Origin of the sequence: Faecalibacterium sp. I2-3-92 (assembly GCF_023347315.1) — a bacterium.
GTDB lineage: Bacteria > Bacillota > Clostridia > Oscillospirales > Ruminococcaceae > Faecalibacterium > Faecalibacterium duncaniae.
Map to the genome: position 1 here is coordinate 808,763 of NZ_CP094470.1, position 18,970 is coordinate 827,732.

Genomic DNA, 18,970 nt, shown 5'->3' on the forward strand with positions numbered 1-18,970 from the left:
CTCCTTTATCTGTAAAGTTGTCTTTTTACGGTCTGTCCTTATACCTGAAAGCCCGGCCAGCCCTTGTCCAGCGCAATCAGCAGCTCCCGCAGGACCTTGCAGGCTGTGGCTGTGGAAACGCCGGTGGTGTCCAGCGTGGGGGCCAGTTCGTTGAGGTCCGCACCCACGATGTTGGCCTTGGTCACGGTGCGGATGGCCTCCAGCAGCTGCAAAAAGCTCACGCCGCCGGCCTCCGGGGTGCCGGTGCCGGGGAAGCAGGAGGGGTCCAGGCAGTCGAGGTCAATGGTCAGGTAAACGGGCACCTTGCTGGCACAGAGCTGCTCAGTGAGCTGGGCAAGGCCCGTGAAATCGAACTTGTGCATCTCGGTGTGGGCAGCTGCGAACTCAAACTCGGTGCGGTCGCCGCTGCGGATGCAGAACTGGTGGATGCGCCCGTCGCCGATGAGGTCGTGGCAGCGGCGCAGGACACAGGCGTGGCTGAGCTTTGCACCCAGATAGTCGTCCCGCAGGTCGGCGTGGGCATCAAAGTGGACGATGTGGAGGTCGGGATACTTTTCCACCATGGCCCGCACGGCACCCAGCGTGACCAGATGCTCGCCGCCCAGCAGGAGCGGGAACTTGCCGTCGTGCAGGATCTCTGCCGCGCGGCTTTGGATGTCGGCCAGTGCGCTCTCGCTGGAGCCGAAGCAGAGCTCCAGATCGCCGCTGTCGAAGATGTCAAAATCGGTCAGGTCGGCGTTCTGGTAGGGGCTGTAGGTCTCCAGACCGTAGCTCTCGTGCCGGATGGCAGCCGGGCCGAACCGGGCCCCCGGGCGATAGCTGGTGGTGGAATCGTAGGGGGCACCGTACAGCACGATGCTGGCGGCACGGTAGCTGCTGTCGCAGCCGATAAAGGTTTCAACGTTGGGGTAAAGCATCAGTGTTCCTCCACTTCCCGCAGCATCTCCTCCAGAAAAGCCGGCAGGTAGAATGCTCCGATATGCAGTTTGGTGGTGTAGTACCGGGTGCGCATGTTCAGGGCCTTCCAGGCGTTTGCATCCAGATCATCGATGGGGTGGTACTTCTTGCTGGCAAAGCCGAACAGCCAGTAGCCCGCTGCAAAAGTGGGGATGTGGGCCTGATACACCCGGCTGATGGGGAAGGTGGAAGCAATGCGCTTGTGGCTGCGCTGCATGGCGTTGGCATCCTCGGCGTAGAAGGGGCTGCCCTGCTGATTGACCATGATGCCGTCCTCTTTCAGGGCGTTGAAGCAGCTGCCGTAGAACTCGCGGGTGAACAGGCCCTCGCTGGGGCCGAAGGGGTCAGAGGAGTCCACGATGATGAGGTCGTATTCCTCCTCGCACTGGCGGATGAACTTGAGGGCGTTCTCAAAATAGATGTGCACCCGGCGGTCATCCATCCGGCAGGCGTTGCCGGGCAGGTAGGCGCGGCAGGCCTCCACCACCTGGGGATCCATCTCCACCAGGTCGATGCGCTCCACCCGGTCGTAGCGGGTCAGCTCCCGCACCACGCCGCCGTCGCCTGCGCCGATGACAAGGATATCTTTTGCCTCCCGGTGCACGGCCATGGGCACGTGGACGATCATCTCGTCGTAGATGAATTCGTCCCGCTCGGTCAGCATCACATTGCCGTCCAGTGTGAGCACCCGGCCAAACTCGGGCGTTTCAAAAATATCAATGCGCTGATAATCGCTCTGCTTGGAGTAGAGCTGCTTGTTCACCCGGATGCTGTGCTTCACATCGGGGGTGTGAAATTCCGAAAACCAAAACTCCATCTGTTTTCCCTCCTTATGCCAGAACGTTCAGGTGCAAAATATCAGGGTCCTCGGGGCCGGTCATGCTGCAGCCCTTGGCCTTGGCGTACTCGATATAGTTCAGGATCTCCTTGGTGATGCGCTCGCCGGGGGCCAGAATGGGGATGCCCGGCGGGTAGCACATGACGAACTCGCTGCAGACCATGCCCTCGGTCTCCCGCAGGGGCAGGCTCTTTTTGGGGGCATAGAAGGCCTCCTGCGGGCTGGCAGCCACCACGGGGTCGATGTATTCCTGGCTCAGCAGGCCGGTGCCGTCGGTGTGGTAGCGGCGCTTGATCTCGGCCAGAGCGCTGACCAGCCGCTCGATCTCCTGGGGGCGGTCACCGATGGAGAGGTAGGCCAGGATGTTGCCGATATCGCCGAACTCGATCTGGATGTCGTACTCGTCCCGCAGGATGTCGTAGACCTCGATGCCGGCAAGGCCGATGTCCAGCGTGTGGACGCTGAGCTTGGTGGTGTCAAAGTCAAAGACAGAGTTGCCGTTGCACAGCTCCTTGCCAAAGGCATAGTAGCCGCCCACGGCGTTGATCTCTTCCCGGGCGTACTCGGCCATATCCGCCACCTGATGGAACACCTGCCGCCCCCGCAGGGCAAGGTTGCGGCGGGAGATGTCCAGACTGGACATGAGCAGGTAGCTGCCAGAGGTGGTCTGGGTCAGGTTGATGATCTGCCGCACATAGCCCTGATGCACATTGGGCCCGATGAGCAGCAGGCTGCTCTGGGTCAGGCTGCCGCCGCTCTTGTGCATGGAGACCGAGGCCATATCGGCCCCCGCTGCCATGGCGGAAACGGGCAGGCCGTTGCCAAAGTAGAAGTGGGTGCCGTGGGCCTCGTCGGCCAGGCAGAGCATCCCGGCCTCGTGGGCCATCTTCACGATGGCGCGCAGGTCGGAACAGATGCCGTAGTAGGTGGGGTTGTTCACCAGAACGGCCACGGCGTTGGGGTGCTCCTTGATGGCCTTGGCCACCTGCTCCCGCTTCATGCCCAGCGAGATGCCCAGCCGTTTGTCCACCTCGGGATTCACATAGACCGGGACCGCGCCGCAGAGCACCAGCGCGTTCAGCACACTGCGGTGCACGTTGCGGGGCAGGATGATCTCATCGCCCCGCTTGCAGGCTGTCAGCACCATGCTCTGCACAGAGCTGGTGGTGCCGCCCACCATTAAAAAGGCGTGGGCCGCGCCAAAGGCATCGGCGGCCAGCTCCTCGGCCTCCCGGATGACCGATACCGGGTGGCAGAGATTATCCAGCGGCTTCATGCTGTTCACGTCCACACCCACGCACTGCTGGCCCAGAAAGGCTGTCAGTTCCGGGTTGCCGCGGCCCCGCTTGTGGCCGGGCACATCAAAAGGTACCACACGCATCTGCCGGAACTGCTCCAGCGCCTCATAAATGGGCGCGCGGCGCTGATCCAGCCGGAACCGTGTACGGTTCTCACTCATCTTTTCTCCTCCGTCCCTGGTTCCGGCGCAGCAAAAAAGCGCAGGCCCACCACACTGGTGCAGACCTGCGCTTGAAAAAGCGTTCTGAACATGCAGACAAAGCCCCCGGTGACACTGGGGAAAACCTCCGCATGGTTCAAAAAGACGGGATGACGAGAGTCTATATAGCAATTACACTTTTACTACTCTTATTGACCGTTTCACAAGTCTGCGCACGTTCTGCGCAATTTCATGGCTGTAAAGGAACCAACTTATAAAATTTGAGCTTTCAACTCAATCAATAATGGCAGCTTGCGCCGCCGGTCGGCAGTGGACCCGGCTGTCCGTATGGCCTTAGCCCCGATGGGCGGTCCCAGGTAATTTGCTTTGAAAAGACTCTGACACGCTTTGTCTCTCAAAATCGATGATATCTTATCATGCTATGAGGGTGGTGTCAATACTTTTTGGGAAAATAAAGCGGAAAATGGGCATGCGGTTCGCATTATGACAAGGACACTGTAAAGACATGGTAAAAGTGTGGCAAAACACTTTGCACAGACACGGCAAAACGCTTTTGCTTGACAAATGAAAGAAATTCTACTATACTGATTCTTACCGGTGCGCCATCGCCAAGCGGTAAGGCAGGGGACTTTGACTCCCCCATCGTAGGTTCGACTCCTGCTGGCGCAACTGAAAAAGAACCCGCAGGGGGCCTGGGCGACAGGTTCCCTGTGGGTTTTCTTTTTGTGAAAAGAGGGTGTTTGTGTGAACGAAGAGAATTCTCTGTTGACCGGGGCGGCGCTGGCGAACCTCTCAGGCACTTCACACCAGCTCCCCTAATAGGGGGGCTTGCCTCTCCTATTAGGAGAGGTGGCATCCCGCCGGGATGACGGAGAGGTTCAGCCAATCACCTCATACTGAAAATACTCGCACTTGACCTTGCTGCCCACCTCGATCTCGGGCGGCAGCAGGGCCAGCGCAACGGGATTCAGCTCGTCGCTTTCAATGTCGGTGCGGCGCAGGTTGACATAATCGCCGTCAAAGCTGACGACCTCGTAATACCAGGGGCCCATAGGATACCTTCTTTCATTTGTGCTTTTCTTTGAGCTGCCGCTTCTTGGAGCGGCGGCTTTTTTAATGCTTCCGTCTTTTCTTTTCGTCCCAGGCAAAGTGCCCGGCGTAGAGCAGGAACACGGGCAGGGCGGCAAGGGAGACAGTCCGGCTCAGGCGGATGCCGTCCGGCTGATAGACAAAGTCGATGGTGACCGTTCCGGCGGGGCAGAGGACGGCCATCAGGCCCTCGTCCACCCGCAGGATCTCGGTCTCCTGCCCATTCACATAGGCCGTGAAGCCGTCATCGTAGGGCACGGAGAAGAACATCAGGTTGGTCCTGTCCAGCGTGGCTTCAGCGTGGAAGCCTGCGCTGTTCATCTCAAAGGCGGTGCAGGCAGAGGCCCGGCGGTCGGCGCAGTCCTGAGTGTAGCGGGTGTAGGTCAGGTCGTTGAGCTCTGCCGTGGGCAGGGGCGTGAGGTACTGCCCGTAGGCCACCGCATCCTCCTCAGTGAGCACCAGTGCCCGCATGAGCAGGTTGGAGCGGGTGGGGGTCACGGTGTCCTCGTACTGGGCCTCGGTGAGGTAGTAATCGTAGGTGAAACCCATGGGAACGTAGTTCTGATTCTCGTAGAGAACATAGCCGTCCAGGGTATCGTAATACGCCCAGCCCTCATCGGCCTCAGCGTGGAACTGCTTCTGATGCGCAAGTGTGGTCAGCAGGTATCTGACGCTGAGCAGGCCGCGCAGGGCGTAGTTGGAGAGCTCGGGCTGACTGCGCACATCCCGCTTGACCCCCAGTGCCGGGTAGAAGCTGAGGATGCTGGGAGCGGCGGTGCTGCCGAAATACTGCAGGCAGCTCTTGTCCAGCCACAGGCCCAGATTGTCGTGGGTCTTGTAGGTGTCAATGCGCCAGTCGCCCTCGGGCAGATCCTCCTTCAGGGCCAGCGCGTTGATGTACTGCTCCACAAGGTCACTGTCGGTGTTCCACTGGCCGAACTTGCCAATGCCGATGTGGACGATGCCGAACAGGCAGCTGAACGCCAGCACACCGGCCAGCAGGCGGCGGGCAAAGACCTTGCGCTGCTGCCAGCGCCTGCAGATGCAATGGTAGACGGCCAGCCCGCCCAGACCAAAGGCAAGCACAGCACAGTACTGGCCCGGATTCTGCAGCACGCCCAGGCTCCACTCCTTGGTGGTGGCATCCTGCACGGGCACCAGTGCAAAGGCCAGCGTGGCGATCATCACAAAGGCAATGCTCCGGGCGGGGCGGGCGAGGTCGAGGCTGGGGTCCTCCCACGCGCTCACCGTCATGGCCGCAAGGATGAGCACCGGCATATAGAACCACCGGGCATAGTAGCTGGAATTGAGGGCATAGAACGCGCTGTTCAGGATGGGGACCAACGCAAATACCATGCAGACGGCAATGATCCGCTTTTTGCTGTCGCCCTGCCGGGCACGCCAGTAGGCCACCACACCGGCCAGACTGCACAGGGGCAGATAGGCTGTCATGCTGGTCCATTTGATGATGCCCTCAGACCAGATGGAGGTCATATAGGGGGAATCCGGGGGCAGCACCCAGCTCAGCAGGATGGCCAGATACTGCTGGGGCTTGGAATAGGTCAGAAAGCCCCAGCCGGAGGAAAGATCGATGGTGCGCGGGTTCTGCAGAACGCTGAGGACAGTGGGCCAGAGCACCACAAAGCCCAGTGCCACGCCCAGCAGGCTCTCAAAGGCCAGCTGACCGAAGAGGCGGGGCGTGAGCCGGAACTCCCCGGCAGAGAGCTTGCAGACGAAGTAGATGACAAGGAAGAGCACCTGCCCCACAAAGAAAAAGTAGTTGTTGAGCAGGTTCACCGCCACCCAGAAGGCAAACCAACCGTGGCGGTGCTCGTAGATGGTCTCATCCAGTGCCCAGAGCATCCAGGGGAAGAGGGCCAGCACATCAATGAAGTGGTTGAAGAAGATGTTGTACAGCCCCCAGCCCGAAAAGGCGTAGAGGGCCGCACCCAGCACCGCAAAGTTCGGGTCTTTGACGTAGCGGCGCAGGTACAGATACGCGCCGCCGCCCGCCACCGCGAACTTGAGCACCAGCAGCGGCACCATGAGGTAGGGGAGCCAGTTCTGCGGGAAGAGCAGGGAGAACCAGAAGAAGGGGGAGCCGTACAGGTAGAACGAATAGGCGTTCATGGTTCCGCTGCCCAGGTCAGTTGCCCAGGAAAAGGTGTTCTTCACGCCTTCGTATCCGGCAGGGTAGCCTGCCCCCTTGAGAAAGCCGTTCATGTAGCGGTAAAAGCTGATCTGCTGGCTGTTGAAATCGCCTGCATAGTGGAAAAAGCCGCCGTCCAGCAGATAGAACGGCAGGAAGATGAGGGCGGCTGTCAGGGCGCAGAGCCCCACGGTGAGCCAGAACTTGTCCTGCTTCTGTCCCAGCATCCGGGGCGAAGAATGAAATGCAGTCATGCGTCAGTCCTCTTTTCAGTATCGGAAATTTCCCGCTTACGGGAACGGCACCTCGCGGGTGTCATCGGGGTCCTGCGCGGCCCTGCGCTGCTGCTCGAACACCGCGTCGATGAGGGTGTCGAGGTCAGAGAGGCGGCTCAGCTCACAGCAGTAGCGCCGCAGGCTGGCGGCCCCCTTCAGGCCCTTCATGTAGTGCATGGTCTGGGCCCGGGCCTGGGGCATGGCAACGAACTCGCCCTTCTGCTCCACCATCTCCTCCACCTGCCGGCGCAGGGCGTTCATCCTGGCCTGCAGGTTCGGCTCCTTGGGGGCGGGCAGGCCCTCCAGCGCGGCGTTCACCCGCTCAAAGAGCCAGGGGTCGCCCAGGGCGGCCCGGGCGATCATCACGCCGTCGCAGCCGGTCTCCTCCACCATCCGCACAGCATCCTCGGCGGTGCGGATATCGCCGTTGCCCAGCACGGGAACGTGGACAGCATCCTTCACCGCCGCAATGATGGACGGGTCGATGCCCGGGGTGTACATCTGCTCCCGGGTGCGGGCGTGGACGGCGATGAGCACCGCGCCCGCCTGCTCGCAGGCTTTGGCGCATTCCACGGCCGTGACGTGCTCCGCGTCCCAGCCCTTGCGCATCTTCACGGTGACGGGGCGGGAGGTGTTTTTGACCACTTCCTCCACAATACGGCCGCAGCGGTCGGGGTCAAGCATCAGCTTGCTGCCCGCCCCGCCCGAGACGATCTTGGGGGCCGGGCAGCCCATGTTGATGTCCAGAAAATCGAACGCGTACTGTTCCACGGCGGCAGCGGCCTGCCCCATGATCTCGGGCACCTCGCCAAAGATCTGCACGCCGTAGGGGGCACCGTTGGGCTCGGCCTTGAGCAGGCTGACGGTTTTGTGGTCGCCGTATACCAGCGCCCGGCTGGACACCATCTCACTGACGGTAAAACCGGCTCCGTGCTGGGCCATCAGCCGCCGGGCCGGGGCATCGGTAAAGCCCGCCATGGGGCCGAACACTGCCCGGTGGGGCAGGGAGATCTCCCTGATCTTCAAAGGGGTGTTGAAAGGTTCCATGATACTCCTTAGCGCTATCTGATTTAGTTGATAACATGATAAAATTTGGATTATAAGTATACCATATTTCCGGCGGCAGAACAAGAAGCGGAACATCTTTCTTGTCAGCGCGGGATTTTTCCGGTATACTGGGGGCAAAAGGAGGAGCGGCTGGAACACGGCAGCCAGCTGCACAAAAGAGATGGAATACAGAGCATGGAAAAAGCAGAACGGCGCAGGGGAGAGCATCCGCACCTCCCTGCTGGGCTATGGCTGTATGCGGTTCCCCACCACACCGGAGGGAGCCATTGACGAGCCCCGGGCCGAAGCGCTGCTGAATGCCGCGCGGGACGCAGGCGTGAACTATTTTGACACCGCCTACCCCTACCACGGCGGCCAGAGCGAGCCCTTTGTGGGCAGGGTCATTGCAAAGTGGCCCCGGGAGAGCTTTTATCTGGCCACCAAGATGCCGCTGTGGCAGTGCGGGAGCCTGGAGGAGGCCCAGCATATCTTTGAAGAGCAGCTCCGGCGGCTGGGCGTGGAGTACATCGACTTCTACCTGCTGCACTCCCTGCACGTCGCCCGGTACGACCGGGCCAAGGAAATGGGCATCGTGGACTGGCTGTGGGAGCAGAAAAAGCTGGGCCGCATCCGCAGCTTCGGCTTCTCCTGCCACGACAACGCGGCGGGCCTTGAGCACATCCTGCGGGATCAGCCCTGGGATTTCTGCCAGCTGCAGTATAACTATCTGGACACCGATGACCGTGCCGAGGAGATCTCGGGTGACCGCGGCTATCAGTTGACCGAAGAGCTGAACATCCCCCTCATCATTATGGAGCCCATCAAGGGCGGCACGCTGGCCAACCTGCCCCCGGAGGCCGAAGCACCCCTCAAGGCCCTGCGGCCCGAGGCCTCGGATGCCTCCTGGGCCCTGCGCTGGGTGGGCAGCCACCGGAACGTCCATGTCATCCTCTCGGGCATGAGTGCCGAGGATCAGCTCACGGATAACCTGGCCACCTTTGCCCGCTTTGAGCCACTGACCGCTGCAGAGACCGCCGCAGTGGAGCAGACCGCCGCCTTCCTGCACAGCCGCATCAAGATCGGCTGCACCGGCTGCCGGTACTGTATGCCCTGCCCCATGGGGGTGGACATCCCGGACAACTTCAGTATCTGGAACAAGCTGGGGATGTTCGGCCAGCCCGAGGCCATCAAGCACCAGTGGGAAGCCCACTTCCCCGATGCCGAAAAGGCCAGCCACTGCGTCCGCTGCGGCAAGTGCGAGGCGGCCTGCCCCCAGCATCTGCCCATCCGCAATGCGCTGGCCCAGCTGCAGCAGGAGCTGGATCAGCTGTAATCTGCATCAGAAAAGCCACCGGCAAAAACCGGTGGCTCTTTTCTCTTATTCGCTCCACTCCATCCCGATCTTATCCAGCATTGCGCGGCGCTCAGGGGTGAGCTTGGGGTCGTGGGTGGTATCCCACTCCCGCATCCGGCGGAGCCAGTCGCCCAGGCAGAAGCCGGTTTCGTCGGATTTGTAGTTGGCGGCGGCGTGGAGGTTGCCGTGGGCCTTGTAGTAGGCCTTGGCCTGCTGATAGGCAGTTCCCCACTTGGCATCCCGGGCATCCCACACCATGCCGATGCTGTTCAGCTTTTTGATGTGGGCGAGCGTGACCTGATAGGAATCCGGGCGGTTCTTGCGGGCTGCACGCAGGTTGGAGATCCACACGCCCAGCCGGACACCGTCGCTGTCCACATAGCTGGCGGGGACCAGCAGATGTTTGTACTTGCGGGCGTAGCGGGCGGCACTGCGGAAGTTCCGCTCCCAGTTGGCCTCGCGCACGGTGCCGTGGTCAGCAGCGGGATCACTGGGGCGGCGCTCGCCCTTGAACAGGGTGCGCAGCAGCTTGCGGCGCTCACTGCTCAGGGCGCTGCTGCCGGAGTTCAGGGCCTGCCGCTGGCGGTTGACCCAGCTGCCCAGCCAAACACCGTCCGCGGTCTTGTAGACAGAGGGAATCTCCAGATCGCCGTGCTCTGTCTTGTAGGCCAGAGCCAGATCATAGCGCTCCTGCCAGGGGTCGTACTTTTCCCACACCATGCCCAGCTTGTCCAGCAGGGCCTTGCGCTCAGGGGTGACCCGGGCGCTGGAGCGGTCCGGGTTCAGGTAGGCATAGCGCTGGCGCGCCACCCACTTGCCCAGCAGTACTCCGTCCGGCGTGACATACTCCGAGGGGACGTTCAGGTTGCCGTGCTCATGGTAGTAGGCGGCGGCAACATCGTACAGGGACATCCACTTGCGGTCGTTGCGGTTGGTCCAGTCCATGCCCAAAGCGTCCAGCCGCTCCACCTGTTCCTGAGGCAGCTCGCCTGCCTTGTGAGCGGCGCGCTGGGCCCCCAGCCAGACCCCCAGACCGAAGCCGGAGGGCGTTTCGTACTTGATGGGCACTTCCAGATCGCCGTGTTCCAGATAATACTGGGTGGCGGCGGCATAGTTCTGCTCCCACAGGTCGTTGGAGGTGCTCCACACCATGCCGATGGCTTCCAGCCGTTCGATGCGGTTCTGGGTCAGGTTGCCGCCCAGATAGCGCTGGCGGTTGTAGACGATCCATTCGCCCAGTGCAAAATCATTTTTATCGCGGTAGCGCACCGGCACCAGCAGGTCGCCGTGCTCGGTGCGGTATTTTTGCGCGGAGGCAAAGCCCTTTTCCCAGGCAGCTTCCAGCCGGTGGTTCCAGCGGATGCCCAGTTTTTCCAGCTTGGCGGCCTGTTCAGCCGTCAGGCGGCCCGGGCGCTGCCCGGCCTGTACCTGCCGCTGGAGCTCGAGCCACTTGCCCACGGGCACGCCGCTGTGGATGGTATAGCTCCGGGGCAGCTCCAGGGTGCCCTCTTTGGCGGCGGCATCGGCGGCGGCCTGGCACAGCACCTCCCAGCGGGCCTCCATCTCCCGGCGCAGTTTGCCATACAGGCGGTAGGTCTGCTGCATGGGGCGCTCCTGCCGGAAGCCCGGCGTTTTGCTGCCGGCCCTGGTCATGGCCTCGGTGCAGTCACGCTGCAGGGTACGGCCGTTGCCCAGCCCCTCGAACTGCGCCACAAGGTCGAACACCGGCACGCTGCGGCTGCCTGCAGCCACCAGCGCGCGGCAGAGCATCTGCTTGAAGGTGGACATCAGGCTGGACTGGCGCACCAGAATGACCCCGGCCAGCCCCTCCAGCGGCTGCTGGACTCCCGGCGCGTTGACGCAGAGCAGGACCTTGGGGCCGGGGGCTGTATCGGAGAGGAAAGTCTCCACGGCAGCAGAATCCGCAAAGCAGGCGTGATCCGCGGCGTAAAAGCGGACGGCAGGGTCCACAGTGCGCAGCAGCTGTTCCAGCTCCGTGCCCAGCTTTTCCTGATAGGCGGCGGATTCAAACAGGACCAGATAATGGCCGCTGGTATCGCTGAGCAGGCGGGGCAGCAGAACGGTCAGGTTTTCCACCTGACGCAGAGACCAGCTCAGCTCTTCATATTGAACGCGCAGGGAGGTGTCGCCCTTGGGCATACACAGGTTTTTGATTCGGGCGCGCAGGGTGGCCAGCTCCTCCTCCTGAGGCCAGAGCAGGGCCGCGTAAGCCGAGGGCACCGGCATGGTCCCGGCGGCCATGGCCTCGGCCACAGTCATGTGGGAGACGATGCAGTCGGCAAACAGCTCCTGCGCGGCGGCGCAGACGGGGGCACCGTTGGGCACACCCAGCCCCAGCACCTTTGCCTGGGGGCACATCCGCAGCAGCTTCTGCACCGACTGTGCCCAACACACGGCGCTCAACTCATGGTAGCAGTCCAGCACGATGCAGCCGGGCTTCTGCTCCCCCAGCCGCACCCACTGCTCCGGGGTGGCAGCGGCCAGTTTTTCGCAATCACAGAAGCGGACATTGCCGGGCAGGGTACCGCCGTTGTAGCGTGTCAGCTCTGCCTGCCGCAGGGCCAGACGCTGTGCACCGGCCACCAGCCAGAAAAAGGTAGTCTGGGGGTGAGCCTCCACCACCTTCCAGGCAATACAGCTTTTGCCGGTGCCGGTGGGATGGAACACGGCGGCCCGGTTCAGGGTCTCCAGAGACTGTACAGCTTTCTGAAAAGCGGCTTCGTTGACGGGATTCAGGGTCATCGACATGGTGGTAGTGTCCTCTCCGAGTTGCATGTTTGACATCGTTGGATACAACGAAAATATTTCATAGAATTAGTTTATCGCAAAAAACATTTTTCTGTCAAGCCCTTTGAAGAGAATTTAGGGCAAAACTTGGGAAAAGGATAAAAATATTCTGGAACCTGTGGCCGGAACCATGAACTTTGTGCGCAGCAACGGGGATACTGAAAGTGGAAATGCGTCCCGGAGCGGAGAGAAAGTATGACCCATGGCAGGAAGAAGGCTTCTTTTGCCCCGGCAGAGCTGCCCGGGCTGCACCGGGGAGATCCGGGCAGGAAGGCTGATGCGGGGCATCCAAGAAGCATTTCATCTTTGCGGCCGAAAAAATGAAAAATTCCCTCTTGACTTTATGAAAATAAAGCGTATAATGCAATCAACAAACCGATGAGGCGGAAGAGAACCTGCAAGCGCACTTACAGTGAGCCCGAATGGTGAAAACGGGCAGAGAGCGGGGCAGAGTTCGTGGGCCGCCGAGGGCCGGGCGAACAGGGCAGTGCCTTTAGTAGCTTGGGACGGAAGCCTCCGTTACAGGGCAGGGGAGTGTTGGCTCTCCGTTGAGGGGCTCCTGCAGTTTTCCATGGTGGAAAGACGAGCGGAGCAAGCAAGGTGGCACCGCAGATTCGAATTTCTCGACTCTGTCCTTGTGGATGAACACACAGGGACGGGGCCGTTTTTATTTTACCCGTTCCGCAGGTGGAGCGGGTTTTATTTATTTTTGGGCCGCCCGCTCCGGGAAAGGAGCAACCGCTATGAAAACCATGAACATGATCTCCCGCCGCAGCTTCCTGAAGGCTGCCGCCGCAGCCGCTGTCGTATCCGCACTGGGCCTGACCGGCTGCGGCTCCTCCGGCTCTTCTGCCGCAGCATCCAGCACCGCTTCCAGCGCTGCCGGTTCCGCTGCCGCCGCTTCTGAAGCAGGCCAGACCTTTAAGGTGGGCATCGTCAACTATGTGGATCATGCTTCCCTGAACCAGATCGTGGCCTCTGTTGAGAGCCGTTTGGATAAGGTGGGCGCGGAGAAGGGCGTGACCTTCGACTATGCCGATTACTACGCCAACGCCCAGGCTGACCAGTCCAACCTGAACCAGATCGGTGCAGACCTGGTGGCCGACCAGGTAGATGTCATCGTGGCCGTGGCCACCCCCACCGCCGCCACCATGCTGGCCGCTGTGGAAGATACCGACATCCCTGTGGTCTACTCTGCCGTCACCGACCCTGTTTCTGCCGGGTTTGATGGGGAGGAGGGCATCACCGGCACCTCCGATGCCCTGAACACCGAGGCCATTATGAACCTCATCACTGCCATCAACCCCGACATCGACACCATCGGCCTGCTGTACGACCTGAGCCAGGATGCCTCCACCCAGGCCATCGCCGATGCCAAGGCGTTCTGCGACAGCAAGGGCATCAAGTACATTGAAAAGAACGGTACCACCACCGCTGAGGTGCAGATGGCTGCCGAGGCCCTTGTGGCCGCCGGTGTCAAGGCAGTGTTCACCCCCACCGACAACACCGTGATGACTGCCGAGCTGTCCATCTATGAGACCTTCCTGGAGGCAGGGATCCAGCACTTCACCGGTGCCGACAGCTTTGCTTTGAACGGTGCCTTTGTGGGCTACGGCGTGGATTACGTCCAGCTGGGCGAGGCCACCGCCGATATGGTGGTGGAGCTGCTCTGCGGCGGCAAGACCCCCGCAGACCTGCCCTACCAGACCTTCGACAACGGCATCGTTACCATCAACACCGAGAGCTGTGAGGCACTGGGCCTTGATCTCGACACCGTTAAGGAAGCCTTCAAGCCCTATTGCACCGAAATTGTGGTAGTGACCACGCAGGAGAATTTCTAAAAAGGAGTACATCAACCATGCTGGCGAGTATCTTTTCGCTCAACGTGATCCAGACGGCGCTGGAGCTGGGCTGCATTTACGGTCTGGTGGCGCTGGCGCTGTTTCTGAGCTATTCGATCCTGAACATTGCCGACCTGTCCACCGATGGCTGCTTCACCCTTGGCTGTGCCGTGGCCTGCCAGGTGGCGCTGACGGGCCACCCCATTCTGGCCCTGTTCGCGGCCATGGCGGCGGGTGTGTGTTCGGGCTTTGTCACCGCCTTTTTGCAGACACGTCTGGGCGTTGAGAGCATCATGGCAGGCATCATCGTGAACACCGGCCTGTACACCATCAATCTGGCGGTCATGGGCTTTTCGTCCACGATGTCCCTGGTCAAGACCGATACGGTATTCTCGCTGGCAAAATCCGCACTGGCCTTTACGGGCGGCTGGTATAAGCTGCTCATCGCGGCGGCGGTCATTGTACTCGCCTGTGCCGCCATGGTGGGTTTCCTGGGCACCCGGCTGGGCCTTTCCATCCGCGCCACCGGCGACAATGCCGCCATGGTGCGGGCCTCCAGCATCAACCCGGCCTTCACCATCACAGTGGGCCTGTGCATTTCGGGCGCGCTGACCGCCCTTTCCGGCGGCCTGCTGGCCCAGTATCAGAAGAGCAGCGACATCAACGTGGGCACCGGCATGGTGACCATTGCACTGGCTTCCCTTATCATCGGCGAAACGCTGGTGGGCAAGCGCACCATGGTGCGCCGGGTGCTGGGCGTGGTGTTCGGCAGCTGCCTGTATCGCTTTATCGTGGCCGTGGCCCTGCGCTTCAATGTGCCCGCCGCCGCCATGAAGCTGGTGAGCGCCCTCATCGTGGCTGTGGCCATCTCGATGCCCGCCATCCGGGCAAAGTTTGCCTTTGAGCAGCGCAAGCACAATGCCCGGAAGGAGGTGCACTGAGATGGAAATGCTGGAGCTGAACAACCTGCACAAGACCTTTAACCCCGGCACCGTCAACGAAAAAGTGGCCCTGAACGGTGTGAGCCTGCACATGGAGGCAGGCGACTTTGCCACCATCGTGGGCTCCAACGGCGCGGGCAAATCCACCATGTTCAACGCCATCACCGGCGGTTTCATTGCCGACGAGGGCAGCATCGTGCTGGGCGGGCAGGACATTACCTTTGCGCCCGAGTATGAGCGCAGCAAGGTCATCGGCCACCTGTTCCAGGACCCCCTCAAGGGCACGGCCCCCAATATGACCATTGAGGAAAACCTTGCGCTGGCCTATCTCCGGGCAGGAACCGCCCCCCACGCTATCTTCTCCCGCATCTCCCGCAAGGATAAGGAGCTGTTCCGGGAAAAACTTGCCCTGCTGAACATGGGCCTTGAGGACCGGATGAAGCAGCCGGTGGGTCTGCTTTCCGGCGGCCAGCGGCAGGCGCTGACCCTGCTCATGGCCACCCTCGTTACCCCAAAGCTTCTGCTGCTGGACGAGCACACCGCAGCCCTAGACCCTGCCACGGCGGAGAAGGTACTGGAGCTGACCAAGAGCATCGTGGCCGAGAAAAAGATCACCTGCCTGATGGTCACCCACAACATGCATCAGGCCCTCGAGCTGGGCAACCGCACCCTGATGATGGACGGCGGCCGCATCGTGTTCGATGTCAAGGGCGAGGAGCGCAGTAAGATGACCGTGGACGATCTGCTGGAAAAGTTCCGCGAGAACGCCGGCAAGGCCCTGGACAATGACCGCATCCTGCTGAGCAAGGTGGAAGCGGGCAACTGAAAAGAAACTCAAAATACCCTGTCTGGACCCGAAACCGTGTCTGACAGGGCATTTTTGATACAACAAGGAGAAAACGAGATGAAAATAACGATCCGTACCCCGCAGATGCAGGATTATGACCGATTTTCTGCTATTATGGATCAGGTCCAGCAGATGCACGTGGATTGGCGGCCGGATGTCTACAAACCGGCCAGCCCATTGATCACAAAGGAACTGTTTGGCGAACTCCTGAAAGGGGACAGCTGGTATATTGCCGAGACGGACGGCATCGTTGTTGGTGTTCTGGAAGTCTTCAAGCGCCATGTGGAAAGCCCGGCACAGGTGACGAAAGATATTTTGTTCGTCAGTACCATGGCGGTGGATGAGGCGTACAGGGGCAAGGGCATCGGGCACCAGTTCTTTGATAAGGTGAAGCAGCTCAAAGCAGAAAAGGGATGCGACACCATTGAACTGCAGGTGAACGCTAAAAATAAAATGGCGTATGAGATGTACCGGAACTACGGCTTTACGGAAAAGTCCATCAATATGGAGCTGAAATAAAACGATTGTAATGATCCTTGTATATGTAGTCATAATGTGATACAATGCTTTTGACAGGAGGTGTCACTTATGATGCAGACATTTGTTCGCCCATCCCGTGATCTGCGCAACCACTACGCTGAAATTTCAGATATGTTGAAAGACCACAATCATGTTATTATCACAAATCATGGTCGTGGGGAATCCGTCCTCATCAACATTGAGGACTACGCCAAGTACGAGGAGTTCATGCACCAGCGGTATGTTGCCGAGGAGCTTGCCAAGGCAAAACAGCAGGCGGCAGACCCCAACACGCAGTGGACAGAGCATGAAAGCGTATGGGAGACGCTCCACGAACAGTATGACGTATAAGATCAAATACCTGCCCCTTGCTGTACAGGACTTGAATGACATTGCCCGGTATTTGTCCGGCTTCTACCCCCAAACGGCCCGCCGTGTGCTGAAAGAAATGCGGGAAAAGATCACAAAGCTGGGGGATACCCCACGGATGTGTGAAGTCTATGCCCTTGACCCGACCTACCGCAAGCTGGTGGCAGACCAGTATCTGGTGTTTTACCATGTCAATGAGAACGTCAAGGTGGTGGAGATCCACCGTGTACTGCGCGGCTCATGGAATTTGCCGCAGTACCTGGAATAAAACAAAGAGCAGAGCGCTCCAGCCAGCTGGCCAGACGCTCTGCTCTTTTTAATGCAATATACTGAAAACTCAGAACTTACTTCACGTATTCAACGGTGTACTCGAAACCATACTCTTCCTGCAGTTTCTTGACGGCAGGCTCGCAGTCCTCGATGAAGCTGGGTGCGTAGACGGAAGCACCGTTGTGGTCCTTCTTGTAGTCCTCCACGATCTGCTGCAGCTTTGCCCAGCCCTCGTTGGCCTTGGCGTTGTCAACAGTGTCGGGGAAGTTGATGATGAATTCACGGTGCTGCGGAATACGAGCTTTCATAAGTGATATCTCCTTAATTGACAATTTGTAGTTTGTTACTTGATTTATACAGAAGCATAATGCTTTTGTAGATAACGGATAGGCCCTGCTCTCTGTGCCCGGCTGCTGCCGGTTTCAGACGGAGAGGTTATATACCTGGCAGGCATTCTCCACCGTCTGCCGGAACACCTGCTCCGGTTCCTCATCCTTGATGCTGGCGATATACTCGCCCACATAGCGGATGAGAGAACTGTCGCAGCGGGTGCCGCGGACAGGTTCCGGGGCCATATAGGGGCAGTCGGTTTCCAGGACGATGCGTTCCAGCGGCAGGGCGGCAATGGCCTTGGCGGCCCGCTTGGCCCCCTTGAAGGTGCAGGCCCCGCCAAAGCCGATGTAGAGCCCCTGCTCTGCCAGCCAGAGCGCGTCATCGGCGCTGCCGGAATAGCAGTGGACGATGCCCTTGGGCCGGTACTTTTTCAGCAGGGCGTAGACATCGGCGTGGGCGCTGCGGTCGTGCACGATGATGGGCTTGTCCAGTTCCAGCGCCAGCCGGATCTCGGCCTCAAACAGCGCCAGCTGGGCATCCTTGGGCACGGGCCAGTGGTAATCCAGTCCGCACTCCCCCACAGCCACCACCTTGGGGTCCTCGTAATAGGGGGCAAGGGCACGCATCTCTGCGGCCCAGTCGCCGCCGTATACCGAGACAGTAGGGGCGGGGCCTTCCTCACCGCAATCCTCCGGGGCCAGCAGGCTCTCCGGGTGGATGCCGACGGCGGCGTACACCCAGGGATATTTGTGGGCCAGCTCCAGCACCTTGGGCGCATCGCCCGAATGGGTGGCCTGCTCGCACACGCCCACCACCCCTTTGCCGGGCAGGCTGTCCAGCAGGGCAAAGCGGTCCGCGTCAAAGGCGCGGGCGCTGTAATGGGCGTGGGTGTCAAAGATGGGGTATTCCATATTACCGGGCACGCTCCTTTTTGGCGGGGGCCTTGTTTACCAGCCAGATGCCGATGCAGACCAGCACCAGCGCCCCCAGATACTGCCACCGGAACAGCGGCTCCCCATTGATGAGGGCGCTGAGCAGGACATTCACCACCGGGTTCACGAACCCGAAGATGGCGATCCGGCTGACGGGATTGTTCTTCATCAGCAGGGCCCAGACGATGTAGCCCGCGCCGCAGATGAAGGCCAGCGCCAGCAGGTCCAGCACGCTGAGCACAGACCAGTGTTCCAGCCGTCCGCCCAGAACAGCGCCCAGCAGGAACAGGGCCGCACCGCCCACGAACAGGTTCACAAAGCAGACGGCAAAGCTGTCTGCCCGGCGGGTGACGGATTTGTTCCAGGGGCCTGCCAGCGTGAAGAGAACGGTGGCAATGAGCATGTAGGCTACGCCCCGGGCGCTGCCGCCGCCGTGGTTGCCCAACGTGGCGATGAGAACGCCCGCAAAGCCGATGCCGCAGCCCAGCGCCTTGGCTGGGGTCATGCGGTCAGCCCTGCCGTAAAGGAAGTGGGCGAAGATGACCCCCAGAAAGCTCTGGGTGCTGTTCAGGATGCCCCCAAAGGCACCGGTGAGCAGGGCAACAGCGCTGTAGAAAAAGGCGTACTGCGCTGTGGTCTGCCACAGGCCCAATGCACAGCATTCGGCCAGGATCTTCCCTTTGGGCATGGCGGGGAGCCTGCCCTCCAGCAGCAGGCTGCCGCCCAGTACCAGCACACTGCCCAGCATGAACCGCACCCCTGCAAAGCAGAGAATGGAGGCCGTGTCAGCGGTGTCGATGGCAAAGAGCCGGTAGCCCAGCTTGATGAAAGGGAAAGCCGAACCCCACATGGCGTTGCAGAGAATGGCGATGATAACGGCAAAGGCCGGTGTGCCGAAAAGCCGGTCCAGCTTTTCGGCGCGGCTCAGCTGTGTCTCCATGG

At 60.5% G+C, this 18,970-nt stretch carries 17 protein-coding genes and 1 tRNA gene; 8 read left to right on the forward strand and 10 right to left on the reverse strand.

All coding sequences use genetic code 11. The features are described 5' to 3' along the window. Positions 1-38: 38 nt before the first annotated feature. From speB to MTP42_RS03800, 3 genes are read right to left on the reverse strand one after another with little or no spacing between them, the layout of a single operon-like run. Complete coding sequence (gene speB, locus MTP42_RS03790) at positions 39-917, reverse strand: agmatinase (RefSeq protein ID WP_005932969.1); 879 nt, start codon at positions 915-917, stop codon at positions 39-41. Further along, positions 917-1,774 (reverse strand): polyamine aminopropyltransferase, encoded by an 858-nt coding sequence (speE, locus tag MTP42_RS03795; RefSeq protein WP_097772565.1) that lies wholly within the window; start codon positions 1,772-1,774, stop codon positions 917-919. The genes speB and speE overlap by 1 nt, the downstream gene beginning before the upstream one ends. Positions 1,775-1,787: 13 nt before the next feature. Next, positions 1,788-3,254 carry an aminotransferase class I/II-fold pyridoxal phosphate-dependent enzyme gene (locus tag MTP42_RS03800; protein WP_005932972.1) on the reverse strand — a complete coding sequence of 489 codons (1,467 nt, stop codon included), beginning with the start codon at positions 3,252-3,254 and terminating at the stop codon, positions 1,788-1,790. Positions 3,255-3,852: 598 nt separating this feature from the next. On the opposite strand from MTP42_RS03800, the gene MTP42_RS03805 reads away from it, so the two are divergent. Further along, positions 3,853-3,923 (forward strand) — tRNA-Gln (locus MTP42_RS03805). Positions 3,924-4,132: 209 nt separating this feature from the next. On the opposite strand, the gene MTP42_RS03810 is transcribed toward MTP42_RS03805, so the two are convergent. The 3 genes from MTP42_RS03810 to dusB all read right to left on the reverse strand — a co-directional run bounded on the left by MTP42_RS03810 (position 4,133) and on the right by dusB (position 7,814). Further along, entirely contained in the window at positions 4,133-4,306 is a 174-nt protein-coding gene (locus MTP42_RS03810; protein ID WP_097770869.1) for a chorismate--pyruvate lyase, read from the reverse strand. A gap of 61 nt (positions 4,307-4,367) precedes the next feature. Then, positions 4,368-6,746: a YfhO family protein gene (locus tag MTP42_RS03815; protein WP_249258003.1), complete on the reverse strand. Its 2,379-nt coding sequence runs from the start codon at positions 6,744-6,746 to the stop codon at positions 4,368-4,370. 36 nt (positions 6,747-6,782) lie between these two features. After that, positions 6,783-7,814 carry a tRNA dihydrouridine synthase DusB gene (gene dusB, locus MTP42_RS03820; RefSeq protein WP_097770875.1) on the reverse strand — a complete coding sequence of 344 codons (1,032 nt, stop codon included), beginning with the start codon at positions 7,812-7,814 and terminating at the stop codon, positions 6,783-6,785. A 181-nt stretch (positions 7,815-7,995) separates the two neighbouring features. Here dusB and MTP42_RS03825 point away from each other — a divergent pair, with 181 nt between their 5' ends. Continuing rightward, entirely contained in the window at positions 7,996-9,147 is a 1,152-nt protein-coding gene (locus tag MTP42_RS03825) for an aldo/keto reductase (protein WP_249258004.1), read from the forward strand. 45 nt (positions 9,148-9,192) lie between these two features. Here MTP42_RS03825 and MTP42_RS03830 read toward each other — a convergent pair whose 3' ends face one another. Next, positions 9,193-11,964, reverse strand: coding sequence for a Helicase associated domain protein (locus MTP42_RS03830; RefSeq protein ID WP_249258005.1), 2,772 nt, complete (start codon positions 11,962-11,964; stop codon positions 9,193-9,195). A 755-nt stretch (positions 11,965-12,719) separates the two neighbouring features. Between MTP42_RS03830 and MTP42_RS03835 the strand changes: the two genes are divergently transcribed. From MTP42_RS03835 to MTP42_RS03860, 6 genes are all read left to right on the forward strand, one after another. Next, positions 12,720-13,817: an ABC transporter substrate-binding protein gene (locus MTP42_RS03835; RefSeq protein WP_117534987.1), complete on the forward strand. Its 1,098-nt coding sequence runs from the start codon at positions 12,720-12,722 to the stop codon at positions 13,815-13,817. Positions 13,818-13,834: 17 nt separating this feature from the next. Beyond that, positions 13,835-14,758, forward strand: coding sequence for an ABC transporter permease (locus tag MTP42_RS03840; RefSeq protein WP_249258006.1), 924 nt, complete (start codon positions 13,835-13,837; stop codon positions 14,756-14,758). Between the two features lie 7 nt (positions 14,759-14,765). Next, positions 14,766-15,584 (forward strand): ABC transporter ATP-binding protein, encoded by an 819-nt coding sequence (locus MTP42_RS03845; protein ID WP_035394259.1) that lies wholly within the window; start codon positions 14,766-14,768, stop codon positions 15,582-15,584. 78 nt (positions 15,585-15,662) lie between these two features. Further along, a complete protein-coding gene (locus tag MTP42_RS03850) occupies positions 15,663-16,124 on the forward strand; it encodes a GNAT family N-acetyltransferase (protein WP_249258007.1) in 462 nt (153 codons plus the stop codon). Between the two features lie 69 nt (positions 16,125-16,193). Continuing rightward, the gene (locus tag MTP42_RS03855; protein WP_249258008.1) at positions 16,194-16,475 is read left to right on the forward strand and encodes a type II toxin-antitoxin system prevent-host-death family antitoxin; all 282 of its coding nucleotides are present in this window, start codon (positions 16,194-16,196) and stop codon (positions 16,473-16,475) included. Next, positions 16,465-16,761 carry a type II toxin-antitoxin system RelE/ParE family toxin gene (locus MTP42_RS03860; protein ID WP_097770883.1) on the forward strand — a complete coding sequence of 99 codons (297 nt, stop codon included), beginning with the start codon at positions 16,465-16,467 and terminating at the stop codon, positions 16,759-16,761. Before MTP42_RS03855 ends, MTP42_RS03860 begins: the two co-directional genes overlap by 11 nt. Positions 16,762-16,837: 76 nt before the next feature. Here MTP42_RS03860 and MTP42_RS03865 read toward each other — a convergent pair whose 3' ends face one another. From MTP42_RS03865 to MTP42_RS03875, 3 genes are all read right to left on the reverse strand, one after another. Then, positions 16,838-17,071 carry a hypothetical protein gene (locus MTP42_RS03865; RefSeq protein WP_005933001.1) on the reverse strand — a complete coding sequence of 78 codons (234 nt, stop codon included), beginning with the start codon at positions 17,069-17,071 and terminating at the stop codon, positions 16,838-16,840. 114 nt (positions 17,072-17,185) lie between these two features. Then, positions 17,186-18,007, reverse strand: coding sequence for a TatD family hydrolase (locus tag MTP42_RS03870; protein WP_249258009.1), 822 nt, complete (start codon positions 18,005-18,007; stop codon positions 17,186-17,188). Between the two features lies 1 nt (position 18,008). Continuing rightward, a complete protein-coding gene (locus MTP42_RS03875) occupies positions 18,009-18,968 on the reverse strand; it encodes a DMT family transporter (RefSeq protein WP_117505770.1) in 960 nt (319 codons plus the stop codon). Positions 18,969-18,970: the final 2 nt, after the last annotated feature.

Excerpts from the sequence above, each read along its gene's own strand:
- speB (WP_005932969.1), bottom strand. The coding sequence starts at position 917 with ATGCTTTACCCCAACGTTGAAACCTTTATCGGCTGCGACAGCAGCTAC.
- speE (WP_097772565.1), bottom strand. The coding sequence starts at position 1,774 with ATGGAGTTTTGGTTTTCGGAATTTCACACCCCCGATGTGAAGCACAGC.
- MTP42_RS03800 (WP_005932972.1), bottom strand. The coding sequence starts at position 3,254 with ATGAGTGAGAACCGTACACGGTTCCGGCTGGATCAGCGCCGCGCGCCC.
- MTP42_RS03810 (WP_097770869.1), bottom strand. The coding sequence starts at position 4,306 with ATGGGCCCCTGGTATTACGAGGTCGTCAGCTTTGACGGCGATTATGTC.
- MTP42_RS03815 (WP_249258003.1), bottom strand. The coding sequence starts at position 6,746 with ATGACTGCATTTCATTCTTCGCCCCGGATGCTGGGACAGAAGCAGGAC.
- dusB (WP_097770875.1), bottom strand. The coding sequence starts at position 7,814 with ATGGAACCTTTCAACACCCCTTTGAAGATCAGGGAGATCTCCCTGCCC.
- MTP42_RS03825 (WP_249258004.1), top strand. The coding sequence starts at position 7,996 with ATGGAATACAGAGCATGGAAAAAGCAGAACGGCGCAGGGGAGAGCATC.
- MTP42_RS03830 (WP_249258005.1), bottom strand. The coding sequence starts at position 11,964 with ATGCAACTCGGAGAGGACACTACCACCATGTCGATGACCCTGAATCCC.
- MTP42_RS03835 (WP_117534987.1), top strand. The coding sequence starts at position 12,720 with ATGAAAACCATGAACATGATCTCCCGCCGCAGCTTCCTGAAGGCTGCC.
- MTP42_RS03840 (WP_249258006.1), top strand. The coding sequence starts at position 13,835 with ATGCTGGCGAGTATCTTTTCGCTCAACGTGATCCAGACGGCGCTGGAG.
- MTP42_RS03845 (WP_035394259.1), top strand. The coding sequence starts at position 14,766 with ATGCTGGAGCTGAACAACCTGCACAAGACCTTTAACCCCGGCACCGTC.
- MTP42_RS03850 (WP_249258007.1), top strand. The coding sequence starts at position 15,663 with ATGAAAATAACGATCCGTACCCCGCAGATGCAGGATTATGACCGATTT.
- MTP42_RS03855 (WP_249258008.1), top strand. The coding sequence starts at position 16,194 with ATGATGCAGACATTTGTTCGCCCATCCCGTGATCTGCGCAACCACTAC.
- MTP42_RS03860 (WP_097770883.1), top strand. The coding sequence starts at position 16,465 with ATGACGTATAAGATCAAATACCTGCCCCTTGCTGTACAGGACTTGAAT.
- MTP42_RS03865 (WP_005933001.1), bottom strand. The coding sequence starts at position 17,071 with ATGAAAGCTCGTATTCCGCAGCACCGTGAATTCATCATCAACTTCCCC.
- MTP42_RS03870 (WP_249258009.1), bottom strand. The coding sequence starts at position 18,007 with ATGGAATACCCCATCTTTGACACCCACGCCCATTACAGCGCCCGCGCC.
- MTP42_RS03875 (WP_117505770.1), bottom strand. The coding sequence starts at position 18,968 with ATGGAGACACAGCTGAGCCGCGCCGAAAAGCTGGACCGGCTTTTCGGC.